Source organism: Nakamurella deserti (assembly GCF_003260015.1).
GTDB classification, from domain to species: Bacteria; Actinomycetota; Actinomycetes; order Mycobacteriales; family Nakamurellaceae; genus Nakamurella; species Nakamurella deserti.
Map to the genome: position 1 here is coordinate 203,452 of NZ_QCXS01000003.1, position 14,428 is coordinate 217,879.

The window sequence follows — 14,428 nt, forward strand, 5'->3', positions numbered from 1 at the left end:
CCGCCGGGCCGCCGAGAAGGGGCTACTTCGCCAGGAAGGCGAGCAGGTCGGCACGGGTGAGCACGCCGACGGGCTTGCCGTCCTCGATGACCATCACCGCGTCGGCGCTCTCCAGCGCGGTCCGCGCGGTCGCCACGTCCTCACCCGCTCCGACCAGCGGGAACGTCGACGACATGTGCGCCTTGACCGGGTCGCTCATCGACGCCTTCCCGGTGAACAGCGCGTCCAGCAGCTCCCGCTCGGACACCGCTCCCGAGATCTCGCCGGCCATCACCGGCGGCTCGGCGTTGACCACCGGCATCTGCGAGACGCCGTACTCGTGGAGGATCTCCACGGCGTCGCGGACGGTCTCGTTCGGGTGGGTGTGGACCAGGGCGGGCAGGCTGCCGTCCTTGGACCGCAGCACGTCGCCGGCGGTGGCGGTGGTGTCGCGGGTCATGAAGCCGTAGGAGGACATCCAGCTGTCGGAGAAGATCTTGGACAGGTAGCCGCGGCCGCCGTCGGGGAGCAGCACGACGAGCACGTCGTCCTCGGTCAGGTCGCGGGCCACCACTAGCGCCGCGGCGACCGCCATCCCGCACGAGCCGCCGACCAGCAGGCCCTCCTCGCGGGCGAGCCGGCGGGTGGTCTCGAACGAGTCCTTGTCGCTCACCGCGACGATGCGGTCGGTGACGGTGGCGTCGTAGGCGCTCGGCCAGAAGTCCTCGCCGACGCCCTCGACGAGGTAGGGCCGGCCGGTGCCGCCGGAATAGACGCTGCCCTCCGGATCGGCGCCGATGACCTGGACGCGGCCGTCGGAGACCTCCTTGAGGTAGCGCCCGGTGCCCGAGATGGTGCCGCCGGTGCCCACTCCGGTGACGAAGTGGGTGATCCGCCCGTCGGTGTCCTTCCAGATCTCCGGCCCGGTGGAGGCGTAGTGGGACGCCGGGTTGGCCGGGTTGGAGTACTGATCGGGCTTCCAGGCGCCGGGGATCTCGCGGGTCAGCCGATCGGACACGCTGTAGTACGAGTTCGGGTCCTCGGGGGCCACCGCGGTCGGGCAGACGACGACCTCGGCACCGTAGGCGCGCAGCACGTTGCGCTTGTCCTCGCTGACCTTGTCCGGGCAGACGAACACGCACTTGTAGCCGCGCTGCTGCGCGACCAGCGCGAGCCCGACGCCGGTGTTGCCGCTGGTGGGCTCGACGATGGTGCCCCCCGGCTTGAGCAGGCCGGCCTCCTCGGCGGCGTCGATCATCTTCACCGCGATGCGGTCCTTCACCGATCCACCCGGATTGACGTACTCCACCTTGGCCAGCACCAGTGGCTTGAGGCCCTCGGTGAGCGAGTTCAGTCGGACCAGCGGGGTGTTGCCGACGAGCTCGACGACGGAGTTGGCGTAACGCACGGGAGGTCCTCGGGGATCAGGGGAAGGGGGCGGGCGGCGTCACGACGACCCGGGGTCGGCGGCGACCCCGCTTCGCCGGGCACGACGACGCTGTTCCAGGTTAACGGTCCGGGGCGTGGTGGGGTCGCCGTCCGTCGGTGTATCAGCCGGTCGACGACGCGCATCGGCACCACGAGAGGGCGGCCGCCGCGGTCGCGGGGCCGCAGGCGACGTCGTCCCGGCGGCCGCCGGGGTCGCTGAGCCCCGGGCGACGGGCGTCGCGCACCGGATCGGCGCACAATGCGGACAGGGGGTGCCGTCGCGGTGACGGTACGGGCACGGAAGGGGCGGGGCATGGCGAGGGACACCCGACCGGCGGTCGCACCGGCGGCGGCGTCGGCACCGGACGCCACCCTGACGGGTCGGGTGACCCGGGCCCTGGCCGCCCGCACCGCGGTGACGCTGGCCGCCGGGGTCGGCGTCGCGGTCGGCACCGGGTCGGCGGCGTGGAAGGGCCTGGAACACCAGGCCCGGCTGGCCGCGGAGCGGATCGGGTTGGCCGCCGAGCCGCCGCCCCGCCGGGACGGCGTCTACCTCCCGGACGGGCGCTTCCGCCGCCTGCCCACCGTGCCGCGGAACCTGTCGCGGCTGCGGCTGGCGATGCTGGGCGACTCGTCCAGTGCCGGCTTCGGGGCCGCCGACGAGGACTTCCTGCCGGGCGTGATGCTGGCCCGCGACCTGTCCGCGCGGCTCTACCGTCCGGTGCAGCTGTCCACCCACGCGGTGGTCGGCACCGGCGCGGCGGACCTGGCCCGTCAGGTCGAGGCGGCGCTGCTGGACGGCGTCGACGTGGCCGTGGTCATCGTGGGCCCGAACGACGTGCGGGACCGGGTCGCGCCCGCGGAGTCGGTGCGGGCACTGGCCGCGGCGGTGGCGCGGCTCCGTACGCACGACGTCGTCGTGGTCGTCGGCACCTGCCCGGATCTGGGGGTCATCACCCCCATCCCGGCCCCGCTGCGGCAGCTCGCCGGGTACTGGTCGCGGTCGTTGGCCGCCCGCCAGGAGCAGGCGGTGCACCGGGCGGGCGGTCTGGCGGTGCCGATCGGGCGGTGGGTCAGCCCCGGGTTCGTGGGTCATCCGGAGCTGTTCTCACCGGATCTGTTCCACCCGTCGGGCGAGGGCTACGCGCGGGCGGTCGCCGTGCTGTCCCCGGCCGTCCTCACCGGCCTCGGGTCGGCCGTGTCGGCCGCGGTCGCCGCAGTGCCGGAGTTCCCGGCGTCCCGTCTGCCGGACGGCCACCGGTCCGCGGACGCGGGCGGCGGTCGGTCGGGCTGACCCCGCCCGGTCAGTCGAACCGGACCGACAGCCGGGTGGCCAGCTCGGCCATCAGGGCGTGCACGGCGGCGGGGTCGGCACCGGCGGCCAGCGCGTCGTCCAGCAGCACCTGCAGCTGGTCGGCCAGGGCGTGCGGGCCGAGGTCCGGCACCGTGGGTACCGGCGCCTCGCCCCGGTTCTCGGCGGCCCAGCCGAGGGCGGCGAGCTCCGCGCACGCCCGATGGGCGACCGTCGACCGCTCCCCCACCGACCAGGACGACAACGGCCGGGCCCGCAGTCTCCCGAAGAACGCGGAGTACAGCGGGCCCGGCCGGTGATCGGTCATGGCAGGCAGGCTAGCGGCCTGCCGGGGGTCAGTCCTGACGCAGGTACGACAGGAGACGCAAGATCTCCAGGTACAGCCAGACCAGGGTGACCATCAGGCCGAAGGCGTAGTACCAGGCCGTGTTGGCCGGGGCACCGTCCTTGACGGCCCGCTCGATCTGGTCGAAGTCGAGCAGGAAGCTCAGGGCCGCGACCACGATAATGACCAGCGAGATGACGATCGACAGCGGGCCACCGCTGCGGATCCCCATGTCGAAGCCGAACAGGGACGCGACCAGGTTGACCAGCAGCAGGCCGACGATGCCGATCATGGCGCCGATGATCATTTTGGTGAACTTCGGGGTGACCCGGATGGCGCCGGTCTTGTAGACGACCAGCATGCCGACGAAGACGCTCATGGTGCCGGCGAGGGCCTGCAGGCCGATGCCTTCGTACTGCGGGATGCTCTCGAACAGGCCGGTGATCGCGCCGAGCAGGATGCCTTCGGCGATCGAGTAGGCCAGGATCAGCCCGGGGTTGGACGAGCGCTTGAAGATGATGACCATCGACAGCACGAAACCGACGAGCAGCGCCGGGATCATCAGACCGTAGGTGTTCACGGTCCCGGAGTTCTGCAGCCAGATCGTGGCCAGGGCGGCGATGATCGCCACGCCGAGGACGGTGGCCGTCTTGGCGATGACGTCGTCGACCGTGAGGTAGCGCCGGCCGGCGGTGGCCGGCGGTGTGTAGGACGGCTGGTTGTACATGTCCTGCAGCGCGGACGCGGTCGGCGCGGCGTTCTGCTGGGCCTGCACGATGGCGTCGACGTTCTTGAACGCCGGATTGCTGCTGGTGCGGGGCTTCTGCACGGTTGGCTCCTGGGAGTGCGGGACGTTCTGTGTGACTGCGTGGGGAATGGTGGCTCTCGGTGCCGATCGTAGTGACCGACCGTGTCCCCGACCGAGCCATCTCGGTAAAGAACACATAAAAGTTGCTTCTCATTCCCTGTGGGGACAACGCGCGGCCGGGGCGGGGAGTTCCCCGGCGCGGCGTGCGACACGGGATCGCCGACCGGTTTCGCCATCACGGGCCCGGGCCGCGGGAGGGGCCGATAGGCTACCGCCGAGCTGCCGCGCCCCCGTGTGCCGCGGCGACGGGCACGCGTGACGACCGGAGTCGTCGACCGGGAGGTTCACTGTGGACGAGACGACGCAGCGGCGGATGCGGCACCGGTCCCGGTGGGCCGCAGGTGCGCTGGCGGTGGGACTGGTCGTCCTCGTGGGCTGCGCGACGACGATCGACGGCCGGGCGGTGGCGGGCGGGACCGCGCCGACGACCTCCGCCGCTTCCACCGGGACCGGCGACCCCGGTACGTCCGGCACCGGTGACCCCTCGGACGCGACGGACCCGTCGGACACCTCCGACGCCTCCGATGCGTCGGACCCGACCTCGACGGACGCCACCGGCTCCACGGGTTCGACGGGGTCCACCGCGAGCTCGACGGGTGGTTCTTCGTCGTCCACGTCGTCCACCGCCGGTCCGACCTCCGACGACGACGACCCGACGACCGGCACCAGTACGTCGTCGACCACCACCCCCACCGACTCGACCACCTTCACCGGCAACCCGGACAACCTGCCGCTGACCCCGGCGGGCACCGCGCTGACCTACGGTCAGTCGGCGCTGCTGCCGGTGTCCTACGCCGACGCCCAGGCCGTGGTCGAGGTCAGCGGGTTGACGGTGACCAAGGGCAGTGAGGCCGACTGGGCGACGCTGGGGATGGACGTCTCGGATGCGCAGGGCGAGGAGCCCTGGTACCTGCGGATGACCCTGACCCAGAAGTCGGAGGGCGACCTCACCTACACGTCGTTCCAGGACGATCTGTGGGCCTACTCCGCGGACGACGACTACATCCTCACCGCCTACCCCGACGACGACGCGAACGCCCTGTGCCCCCTCAGCTACGCCCCCGAGGACTTCGGCGTGGGGAAGAGCTACGACGCCTGCGTGGTGCTGTCGGTCAACATCGGCGAGACCGTGGACCGCATCCAGTTCGAGGGCGGCTTCGAGCCCGACGACCCCTACGTGGAGAACCCGGTGGTCTGGAAGGGCTGACCGGCCGACAGCTCCGCGCTGAGGCTCCGCGGCTCGGTGCCCCCGGTCGGACTCGAACCGACACTGCGACGATTTTAAGTCGCCTTCCTCTGCCGATTGGGATACGGGGGCCGCACGGCCGGTCCAGCCTAGGCCGTCCCGGTCAGAGCGCCAGCGACAGCGCCAGTCCGTCGAGGATGTCGTGCTCGGAGACGGTGATCCGCTCCAGCGGCACCCGGCGGGCGATCTGGCGGACCAGGACGTCCAGGATCAGCGCGCCCGCACCGATGACGTCGACGCGGCCCGGGTACATGTAGCCCAACGCCCCGCGGTGTGCGGTGGTCGCGCCCAGGAAGAACGACGCCGCGTCGGCCACCTGGCCGGTCCCGATCCTCGACAGGTGGATGCGCGCCGGGTCGTAGCCGGGCAGCCGCATCGCCGCGGCGGCCACCGTCGTCGCCGTCCCGGACACCGCGACGGCCGTCCGGACGCGCGACACCGGCAGGCCGTCGAGCGCGTCGGACACGGTGCCGGTGATGAGCCTGCGGGCCTGCGCGACCTCGGCCGGGGTCGGCGGGTCGCCGTGCAGGATGCGCTCGGTGAGCCGGACGCTGCCCAGGTCCACGCTGACCGCGCCGGCCAGGGTGACCTCGCCGTGCCGGTCGGCGGTGCCGATGACGATCTCGGTGGAGCCGCCGCCGATGTCGGTGACGAGGAACGGACCGTCGGCGGGGTCGAGGTCACCGACGGCCCCGCGGAACGACAGCTCCGCCTCCTCCTCGCCGGTGATGACCTCCGGCGGCTGTCCCAGGGTCGAGGTCACGAGGTCGACGAACTGCTGCCGGTTGGTCGCGTCGCGGGTCGCCGAGGTGGCGGCCATCCGCACCCGGGTCGCCCCGGACGACCGCAGGATCGCGGTGTAGTCCGACAGCGCCGCCCAGGTGCGGTCCAGCGCCCCGGGCTGGATGAGCCCCGTCCGGTCCACGCTCTCCCCCAGACGCACGACGCGCATCTCCCGGTGCACGTCGACCAGGGTGATTCCCCGCGGGGTGGCGGTCAGGTCGGCCACCAGCAGCCGGATGGTGTTGGTGCCGCAGTCGATGGCGGCGACCCTCACCCGGCGTCCTCCGCCGGCTCCGCCGGGTCGGTGGCCGGGACGCACGGCGTCCCGCGGCTGTACTGCGGCAGCAGGGCGATGGCCTCGTCCCCCAGCGGGTTGACGCCCGGGCCGGCGGCGAGCGCGTGCGCGACGAGGACGTGCAGGCACTTGACCCGGGTGGGCATCCCGCCCGCGGTGACCTCGATCCCCAGGTCCTCGAGGGCGTTGCGTTCGGCCAGGTAGGCGTCGTGCGCGGCCCGGTACCCGACGGCCAGCTCCGGGTCGTCGGCGAGCCGGTCGGTCATGCCGGCCATCACGCCCTCGCCCTCCATCCGGCCGACGGTGGAGTTGAGCACCGAGCAGCACAGGTAGTACAGCGTCGGGAACGGCGAGCCGTCGGGCAACCGGGGGGCGGTCTGCACCACCGCGGGGACGTCGTGCGCGCACCGGTAGGCGACGGCCCGCAACCCACGGGGTGGCCGGCCGAGTTCGGCGGTCAGGGCGGCGATGTCGGCGTCGGTGGGGGGCGTGAGCTGCCGCCCGAAGACGGACGTGCCGGTCATCCGGTGGGCCCGGTCGTGGCCGGCGTCAGCACACCGGGATCGACGGCGGTTCCGGGCGGGTGGGACAGCGTGTCCCACAGCGTGGCGTACCACGGGCCGCCGGGAGCGGTCGGCGCGGTCTCGGTCGCGTCGGCCGGCGTGAGGTCCGGGGCCTGCACGACGTAGACGGTGTCGCCGGGTCTGACGTACTGCAGCCGGCGCTTCGCCTCCGCCGCGATGAAGTTCGGGTCGGCCAGGGCGGCCTGCTGGATCTGCAGTTCGGCGATGCGCTGATCGAGGTCGTGCTGCCGTTCGACGGCGGCGGCGAGGTCGGCGCGCTGCGCGAGGTACGTGCGCAGCGGGTAGGCCAGCGACAGCGCGACGACGGCGAGGACCATGCCGAGGACGGCGATCTGCCGGGTCAGCCGGGAGCCGGCGAAGCGGCTGCCGGCGGTGGCCGGCTCGGTCCCGGTCGTGGCGGTGGTGGTGCGGGTGCGCCGCCCGGGGCCGGTCGTGGGTGGACCGGACCGGGTGGAGCGCCGCCCGCGGGGCACCCCCGCCCGGTCGGGGCGGGAGGTGCGGCGCGGGCGGCGACTCGACGGTGACGTCATGCTGCGGTGGTTCTGCTTCCGGTTCCGTACTGCGGGGCCATGCGGGTGGAGCTCAGCTGCCGGCGGTGAACCGGGGGAAGGCCAGCTCGCCCATGTAGACCGCGGCGTCGTTGAGGTTGTCCTCGATGCGCAGCAGCTGGTTGTACTTGGCGACCCGCTCGGACCGGGCCGGGGCGCCGGTCTTGATCTGGCCGGACGAGGTCGCCACGGCCAGGTCGGCGATGGTGGTGTCCTCGGTCTCGCCGGAGCGGTGGCTCATCATGCAGCGGTAGCCGTTGGTCTGGGCCAGCGAGACGGCGTCCAGCGTCTCGGTCAGCGTGCCGATCTGGTTGACCTTGACCAGCAGGGCGTTGGCGGCGCGGAGGCCGATGCCGCGCTCGAGGCGCTCCGGGTTGGTGACGAACAGGTCGTCGCCGACGATCTGGATCTTGCTGCCCAGCTGCGCGGTCATCTCGACCCAGCCGTCCCAGTCGTCCTCCGACAGCGGGTCCTCGATGGACACGATCGGGTAATCGGCGACGAGCGCGGCGTAGAACGCGATCATCTCGGCGGAGCTGTGGGCCTTGCCCTCGAACTGGTAGCTGCCCTCGGAGTGGAACTCGGTGGCGGCGACGTCCAGCGCGACGGCGATGTCCTTGCCCGGGGTGAACCCGGCCTGGCTGATCGCCTCGAGGATGAGGTCCAGCGCGGCGCGGCTGGAGGCCAGTGCCGGCGCGAAGCCGCCCTCGTCGCCGAGCCCGGTGGAGAAGCCCTGCTTCTTCAGCACCGACTTGAGGGTGTGGTAGACCTCCGCACCCCAGCGCAGCGACTCCTTGAAGGTCTCCGCGCCGATCGGGGCGATCATGAACTCCTGGCAGTCGACGCCGGAGTCGGCGTGCGCGCCACCGTTGATGATGTTCATCATCGGCACCGGCAGGATGTGCGCGTTCGGTCCGCCGATGTAGCGGAACAGCTCCAGGTCGGCGGAGTCGGCGGCGGCCTTGGCCACCGCGAGCGACACACCCAGCAGCGCGTTTGCGCCGAGGCGGGACTTGTCGGGGGTGCCGTCCAGGTCGATCAGCTTCTGGTCGATGTTGCGCTGCTCCACGGCGTCCATGCCGATGAGCTCGGGGCCGATCTCGTCGATGATGCCGTCGACGGCCTTCTGCACGCCCTTGCCCAGGTAGCGCTTGGCGTCGCCGTCGCGCAGCTCCACGGCCTCGTGCTCACCGGTGGAGGCGCCGGACGGAACGGCCGCGCGGGCCAGGGTGCCGTCTTCCAGCTCCACCTCGACCTCGACGGTCGGGTTGCCCCGGGAGTCCAGAATTTCGCGTGCTTCGATCAGTTCGATGGCCGCCACGGCGATCCCTTCGTAAGACGGTTGATGGTTCTCAGGTCAGCTTTTCACGGACGACGGCAGCGGGCTCGCGGAGCGGCGCGAGCGGCACGGGTCCGGCCGAGGCCGGGTCCGGCGGGCACCGCGCCGAGCCCCGGGACAGCCTAGCCACCGCTTCCCGGCGCACCCGCCGGGACGCGCACTGTTCACCGGCCGACCACCCGGGCGTTTCCGTCGCCCGCCGGACCGCGACGGAGCCCACCGGAGCGGTCCGCCGGCGGCGGACCGGGACACCGGATCGGCGTCCGGTCGGCGGGCCGCGGACCCGCTCGCCGCGCCGGTGCGGCCAGGGTGGGACCGCCACACCGTGCGGTAGCGTGACGCGGCGTCAGTACCGACGAGCAGCTCCCGGTGCGACATCTCCCCTCGAGCACGAACCCCCGGAGAACCCGTGACGTCTGGTGCCGACCCCGCACCGTCCCCGGAGCCGCCGGGTGGGGACGGCCAGGCGCCGCGCCGGGCCTTCCCGGGTTCGGTGGGCGGGCCGCCTCCCCTGGGTCCACCGCGGGTGGCGGTGTGGCGGGACGAGTGGCTGGCGACGTCGGAGACGTTCATCGCCAACCAGATCGGCGCGACCCACCGCTGGAAGCCGGTGCCCGCCGGCCTGCGCGTGATCCCGGACGGGCTGCCCCTGCGACCGGCCCGCGTCCTGGGTGACCGCATCTCGGCCCGGATCGCCCACCAGATCGACGCGGAACTGGCCCTGCGGTTGTTCTACGACAGCGTGCTGCGCCGGGAGCCGGTGCAGGTCGTGCACGCGCACTTCGGCCCGGACGCCGTCACGGTGCTGCCGCTGGCTCGTCGCCTCGGACTTCCGCTGGTCGTCACCTTCCACGGCTTCGACGTGACCAGCGCTCCCGCGGAGACCGGTGGCGCGGGCCGCCGGTACGTCGACCGGCTGCGCGAGGTGTTCGACTACGCCGACACCCTCATCGCCGTCTCGCGCTTCATCGCCGGGCGGCTGCGCGACCTCGGCGCGCCGTCCCACAAGATCGTGGTCGCCCCCATCGGCATCCCGGTGCAGCCCGGGACCCACGACGACCAGGCACGGTGCGGCGTCAGTTTCGTCGGGCGGCTCGTGCCGAAGAAGGGCGTGTCGGACCTGATCGACGGACTGGCCGGGGTGCCCCGCGAGCTGCTCGACGGGCAGCCGATCCGGGTCATCGGGTACGGGCCCGACGAGACCGCGCTGCGCGACCGGGCCCGCCGGGCCGGCCTGCCGGTGGAGTTCCTCGGCAAGCGGGACCCCGCGTTCATCGCCGACACGCTCGCCCGCAGCCGGATCTTCTGCGGGCCGTCCCGCACGGCCGCCAACGGCGATTCCGAGGGTTTCGGGATGGTCTACCTGGAGGCGGCGCTGCAGGCCGTCCCGGTCGTGGCCTACCGGCACGGCGGGGTTCCGGAGGCCGTGGCCGACGGCGAGACCGGGCTGTTGGTACCGGAGGGCGACGTCGCGGCCCTCACCGCCTGCCTCACCCGGCTGCTGGTCGACGCCGACGCCGCCGCGGCGATGGGCGCCGCGGGTCGCCGGCGGGTGCTCGAGGAGTTCGACATCGAGCGGCGCACGCTGCGCCTCGAGGAGATCTACGACCGAGCGGTCGGCCGCTGACCGACCCGGTCGGACACCGTACGTCCGGACGGCCCCCCGGGCGACCAGGACCGGCGCCCGGAGCGGGGAGTCGGACACCGGGCTCCCGGACGGACCCCGGGCGGCCAGGACCGGCGCCCGGAGCGAGAAGTCGGACACCGGGCGCCCGGACCGACCCCGACGGCCCCGGTCAGGTCCGCACCGCGACCGATCCGGACGACCGTGCCGGCCGGCCGAGCGGGGCGCCTCGAACGTGCCGGCGCCCCGTCCGCGTCAGCCGACCGTCACCGGGTCCGGCCGCCGCCCGAGGGTGAGCGGGGTGGGTCCGGCGGGGGCGGCGCCGCCGGTGCCGCAGCCCGCGGTGGCCGGGGCGTTCTCCAGCCCGGCGAACGACCGGGCCAGCGCGGCCCGTTCGGGGTCGGCGCGGCCGTAGGTGGTGGTGCGTTGGACGGCGGGCCGGCCGATCGGGGCGCAGATGTCCTCGAGTTGCGGCACGGTCAGGTACGAGCCGAACTGGGAACCGGCCATCCGCGAGATGGTCTCCTCCATCAGGGTGCCGCCCAGGTCGTTGACGCCGCCCTGCAGCATCACCCGGGTGCCCTCGGGGCCGAGCTTGACCCACGACGTCTGGATGTTGTCGATCGAGCCGTGCAGCATCAGCCGGGCCACGGCGTGCACCGCGCGGCTCTGGTCGAACGTCGCCCCGGCCCGGGCCAGCCCGGCGAGGTAGATCGGCGCGTTGGTGTGGATGAACGGCAACGGCACGAACTCGGTGAAACCGCCGGTCCGGGACTGGATCTCCCGCAGCAGCGCGAGGTGGGCCACCCAGTGCCGCGGGGTGTCCACGTGCCCGTACATCATCGTCGACGAGCTGCGGATACCGAGCTCGTGCGCGGTGGTGACGACCTCGATCCAGGCCGCGGTCGGCAGCTTGCCCTTGGTCAGCACCCACCGCACCTCGTCGTCGAGGATCTCCGCCGCCGTACCCGGGATCGACCCCAGCCCGGAGGCCTTCGCCTCGGCCAGCCACTCCCGGATGGACAGGTCGGCGCGGGTCGCCCCGTTGACCACCTCCATCGGCGAGAACGCGTGCACGTGCATGTCCGGGACCCGCGCACGGATCGCCCGCAGCAGGTCGAAGTAGGCGGTGCCGGGCAGGTCCGGGTGGATACCGCCCTGCATGCACACCTCGGTCGCCCCGAGGTCCCAGGCGACCGCGGCCCGCTGGGCCACCTCGTCCACCGACAGGGTGTAGGCGTCGGCGTCCCCGCGGCGCTGCGCGAAGGCACAGAACCGGCAGCCGGTGTAACAGACGTTGGTGAAGTTGATGTTCCGGTTCACCACGTAGCTGACGTCGGGGCCGTTGACGTCGGCCCGGACGGCGTCGGCCAGCGCGCACACCGCGTCCAGGTCGGCGCCGGTGGCGGTGATCAGCGCCAGCGCCTGCGAATCGGAGAGCCGGGAGGGGTTGTCCGCGGCCACCCGGAGGGCGGCGGCCACCTCCGAGCCCAGCCGCTCCGGCATCGACGAGTCACTGGCGGCCAACCGTTCCCGCAGCGCGTCCCAGTCGCCGTACACGTCGGAGAAGTCCGACCGGCGGTCCTCGGAACGCCCGGTGTGGTCGATGTCGGTGTGCAGGTCGGTGCGGCCGCTGGACTCGATGCCCGACTCCGGCTCCTGCCACGGCAGGCCCTGCGGAATGACATCGGCGCGGGCCAGCCCGGTCTCGGGGTCGGCGAGCGCGTCCACGTGCGCTCGCAACCGCGGATCCAGCCACGGCTCCCCCGCGGTCACGTACTCGGGGTAGATCGTCAGCCGTTCCTTCAACTCGAAACCGGCGGCCGCGGTACGCGCCGCCAGATCGTCGATCTGTGGCCACGGCCGCTCCGGGTTCACGTGGTCCGGGGTCAGCGGCGACACCCCACCCCAGTCGTCGATGCCCGCTCCGATCACCCGGGTGAAGACCTCGTCGCCCTCGCCGATGAGGTTCGGCGGTGCCTGGATCCGCACCGACGGACCGAGCACCAGCCGAGCCACCGCGACAGTGGCGATCAGCTCGTCGATCTCGGCGTCGGGCATCCGGGCCATCGCGGTGTCGGGCTTGGCCCGGAAGTTCTGGACGATGACCTCCTGGACGCCCCGGTAGGCGCGGGCGACCTGCCGGATCGCAAAGATCGACTCGACCCGGTCCGACAGCGTCTCACCGATCCCGATGAGGATGCCGGTGGTGAACGGCACCGACGAGCGGCCCGCGTCCTCCAGCACCCGCAGCCGCACCGCCGGGTCCTTGTCCGGCGAACCGTAGTGGGCGCCGGACTTCTCGGTGAACAGGGCACGGGACGTGGTCTCCAGCATCATCCCCATCGACGGGGCGACCGGCTTCAACCGGGCCAGCTCCTGCCAGCTCATCACCCCCGGGTTGAGGTGCGGCAGCATGCCGGTGGCCTCCAGCACCCGGATCGACATGGCCCGGACGTAGTCCAGGGTGGTGGCGTACCCGGCCTCCTCCAGCCAGTCCGCCGCCGCCGTCCACCGCTCCTCCGGCCGGTCCCCGAGGGTGAACAGCACCTCCTTGCAGCCCATCGCCCGGCCGGCCTCGGCGATCGCCACCACCTCGTCCGGCGACAGGAACGGCGCCGGCACCCGACCGGGGGTGGTCACGAACGTGCAGTAGTGGCAGCGGTCCCGGCACAGCCGCGTCAGCGGGATGAACACCTTCTTCGAGTAGGTGATCACCCCCGGGCGGCCGGCGGCCAGCAGCCCGGAGTCACGCACCCGCGCGGCCGAGGCAGAGAGTGCGTCCAGGTCCGAGCCGCGGGCCTGCAGCAGGATCGACGCCTCGGTCTGGTCGAGGGTGGCGCCGTCGGCGGCCCGGCGCAGCGCGCGCCGCAGCGACGACGGCGACGCGGCCGGGGCGTCGCCCAGCCGGACCGGGCCGTACCTCGGGTCCAGACCCAGATCGAGATCGGTCATCAGTAGCCCAGGTTCCGCAGTCGGGGCAGCACCTCGGCGCCGTACAGCTTCAGGAACTTCGCCTGGTCCGGCCCGGGGGCGTGGAACACCAGGTGCTTGAACCCGAGATCGAGGTAGTGCCGGATCTTCTCGACGTGCTCGTCCGGGTCGGTGGACACGATCCAGCGGGACGCGGCCCGCTCCACCGGCAACGCGTCGGCCAGCCGCTGCATCTCGATCGGATCCTCCACGCCGGTCTTCTCCTCCGGCGACAACGCCAGCGCACCCCAGTACGTGGTGTCGTTCAGTGCGGCGTCGCGGTCGTGGTCGAAGCTGACCTTCATCTCCATCAGCAGGTCCATGTCGTCCAGGGTCCGGTCGACCTTCGCCGCCCCCTCCGCCAACGCCGGCAGCAGGGTGTCGCGGTAGAGCGAGTCCGCCTTGCCCGACGTGGTGATGAACCCGTCCGCCACGCGGCCGGCCAGCCGGGTCGCCGCCGGACCGGACGCACCGACGTACAGCGGCACCGGCGTCTCCGGGCGGTCGTAGATGGTCGCCTTGTCCGTCGAGTAGAACGTGCCCTCGAAGTCGACCCGCTCGTCGGCCCACAACGCCTTGATCAGCGTGATGGCCTCCTTCATCCGGGCGAACCGCTCCTTGCCGTCCGGCCACTCGAGACCCAACGGCACCTCGTTGAGCGACTCCCCCGACCCCACTCCCAGGATGACCCGGCCCGGGTAAAGCATCCCCAACGTCGCGAACGCCTGGGCGATCACCGCCGGGTGGTAGCGGAACGTCGGGGTCAGCACCGAGGTCCCGATCACGATGCGTTCCGTCCGGGCCCCCAAGGCACCCAGCCACGGCAACGCCGCCGGCGCATGCCCACCGTCGTGCCGCCACGGCTGCAGATGATCGGACACGAACACCGAATCGAAGCCCTGCTCCTCGGCCAGAACGCCGTACCCCAACAGCTCCGACGGCCCGAACTGCTCGGCAGAAGCTTTGTATCCCAGACGGATCGGCACCGCACACCTTCTCTCTCGAACCACTCCGGCCACCCTACGACCGGGCACCGACCGCTCCGGCCGCAGGTTGCCGGACCCGATGCCGGGGCCCCCGAACGGACCGGAGGCCGGCCCCCTCGGGGACCGGCCTCCGGTGCG

General features: G+C 72.6%; 12 protein-coding genes and 1 tRNA gene. 3 read left to right on the forward strand and 10 right to left on the reverse strand.

The window, feature by feature from the left end:
* Positions 1-22: 22 nt before the first annotated feature.
* A complete protein-coding gene (locus DB033_RS14330; protein ID WP_111767628.1) occupies positions 23-1,387 on the reverse strand; it encodes a cystathionine beta-synthase in 1,365 nt (454 codons plus the stop codon).
* Between the two features lie 333 nt (positions 1,388-1,720).
* Here DB033_RS14330 and DB033_RS14335 point away from each other — a divergent pair, with 333 nt between their 5' ends.
* Positions 1,721-2,701 (forward strand): SGNH/GDSL hydrolase family protein, encoded by a 981-nt coding sequence (locus DB033_RS14335; RefSeq protein WP_157970700.1) that lies wholly within the window; start codon positions 1,721-1,723, stop codon positions 2,699-2,701.
* 10 nt (positions 2,702-2,711) lie between these two features.
* Here DB033_RS14335 and DB033_RS14340 read toward each other — a convergent pair whose 3' ends face one another.
* Together DB033_RS14340 and DB033_RS14345 are read right to left on the reverse strand one after the other, a co-directional pair.
* The gene (locus DB033_RS14340) at positions 2,712-3,026 is read right to left on the reverse strand and encodes a hypothetical protein (RefSeq protein WP_111767630.1); all 315 of its coding nucleotides are present in this window, start codon (positions 3,024-3,026) and stop codon (positions 2,712-2,714) included.
* A gap of 28 nt (positions 3,027-3,054) precedes the next feature.
* On the reverse strand, positions 3,055-3,873 hold the full coding sequence (locus DB033_RS14345; protein ID WP_240615913.1) for a Bax inhibitor-1/YccA family protein: 819 nt from the start codon (positions 3,871-3,873) through the stop codon (positions 3,055-3,057).
* A 328-nt stretch (positions 3,874-4,201) separates the two neighbouring features.
* Here DB033_RS14345 and DB033_RS14350 point away from each other — a divergent pair, with 328 nt between their 5' ends.
* Positions 4,202-5,119, forward strand: coding sequence for a hypothetical protein (locus DB033_RS14350; RefSeq protein WP_111767632.1), 918 nt, complete (start codon positions 4,202-4,204; stop codon positions 5,117-5,119).
* A gap of 37 nt (positions 5,120-5,156) precedes the next feature.
* Here DB033_RS14350 and DB033_RS14355 read toward each other — a convergent pair.
* The 5 genes from DB033_RS14355 to eno form a co-directional block, all read right to left on the reverse strand.
* Positions 5,157-5,230: transfer RNA gene (locus tag DB033_RS14355), tRNA-Leu, on the reverse strand.
* Positions 5,231-5,261: 31 nt separating this feature from the next.
* Positions 5,262-6,215, reverse strand: a complete 954-nt coding sequence (locus tag DB033_RS14360; RefSeq protein WP_111767633.1) for a Ppx/GppA phosphatase family protein — start codon at positions 6,213-6,215, stop codon at positions 5,262-5,264.
* Positions 6,212-6,760: a DUF501 domain-containing protein gene (locus DB033_RS14365; protein WP_111767634.1), complete on the reverse strand. Its 549-nt coding sequence runs from the start codon at positions 6,758-6,760 to the stop codon at positions 6,212-6,214. Before DB033_RS14365 ends, DB033_RS14360 begins: the two co-directional genes overlap by 4 nt.
* On the reverse strand, positions 6,757-7,350 hold the full coding sequence (locus tag DB033_RS14370) for an FtsB family cell division protein (RefSeq protein ID WP_111767635.1): 594 nt from the start codon (positions 7,348-7,350) through the stop codon (positions 6,757-6,759). Before DB033_RS14370 ends, DB033_RS14365 begins: the two co-directional genes overlap by 4 nt.
* Before the next feature lie 52 nt (positions 7,351-7,402).
* On the reverse strand, positions 7,403-8,689 hold the full coding sequence (gene eno / locus DB033_RS14375; protein WP_111767636.1) for a phosphopyruvate hydratase: 1,287 nt from the start codon (positions 8,687-8,689) through the stop codon (positions 7,403-7,405).
* 427 nt (positions 8,690-9,116) lie between these two features.
* On the opposite strand from eno, the gene DB033_RS14380 reads away from it, so the two are divergent.
* Positions 9,117-10,334 carry a glycosyltransferase gene (locus tag DB033_RS14380; RefSeq protein ID WP_111767637.1) on the forward strand — a complete coding sequence of 406 codons (1,218 nt, stop codon included), beginning with the start codon at positions 9,117-9,119 and terminating at the stop codon, positions 10,332-10,334.
* A 252-nt stretch (positions 10,335-10,586) separates the two neighbouring features.
* Here the strand turns inward: DB033_RS14380 and DB033_RS14385 are convergent, their stop codons facing one another.
* The gene (locus tag DB033_RS14385) at positions 10,587-13,286 is read right to left on the reverse strand and encodes a bifunctional FO biosynthesis protein CofGH (protein ID WP_111767638.1); all 2,700 of its coding nucleotides are present in this window, start codon (positions 13,284-13,286) and stop codon (positions 10,587-10,589) included.
* The gene (gene fgd, locus DB033_RS14390; protein WP_111767639.1) at positions 13,286-14,290 is read right to left on the reverse strand and encodes a glucose-6-phosphate dehydrogenase (coenzyme-F420); all 1,005 of its coding nucleotides are present in this window, start codon (positions 14,288-14,290) and stop codon (positions 13,286-13,288) included. Before fgd ends, DB033_RS14385 begins: the two co-directional genes overlap by 1 nt.
* Between the last annotated feature and the right edge of the window lie 138 nt (positions 14,291-14,428).

Coding starts and splice junctions, on each gene's coding strand:
- DB033_RS14340 (WP_111767630.1), bottom strand. CDS start 3,026: ATGACCGATCACCGGCCGGGCCCGCTGTACTCCGCGTTCTTCGGGAGA.
- DB033_RS14385 (WP_111767638.1), bottom strand. CDS start 13,286: ATGACCGATCTCGATCTGGGTCTGGACCCGAGGTACGGCCCGGTCCGG.
- DB033_RS14365 (WP_111767634.1), bottom strand. CDS start 6,760: ATGACCGGCACGTCCGTCTTCGGGCGGCAGCTCACGCCCCCCACCGAC.
- DB033_RS14370 (WP_111767635.1), bottom strand. CDS start 7,350: ATGACGTCACCGTCGAGTCGCCGCCCGCGCCGCACCTCCCGCCCCGAC.
- DB033_RS14335 (WP_157970700.1), top strand. CDS start 1,721: ATGGCGAGGGACACCCGACCGGCGGTCGCACCGGCGGCGGCGTCGGCA.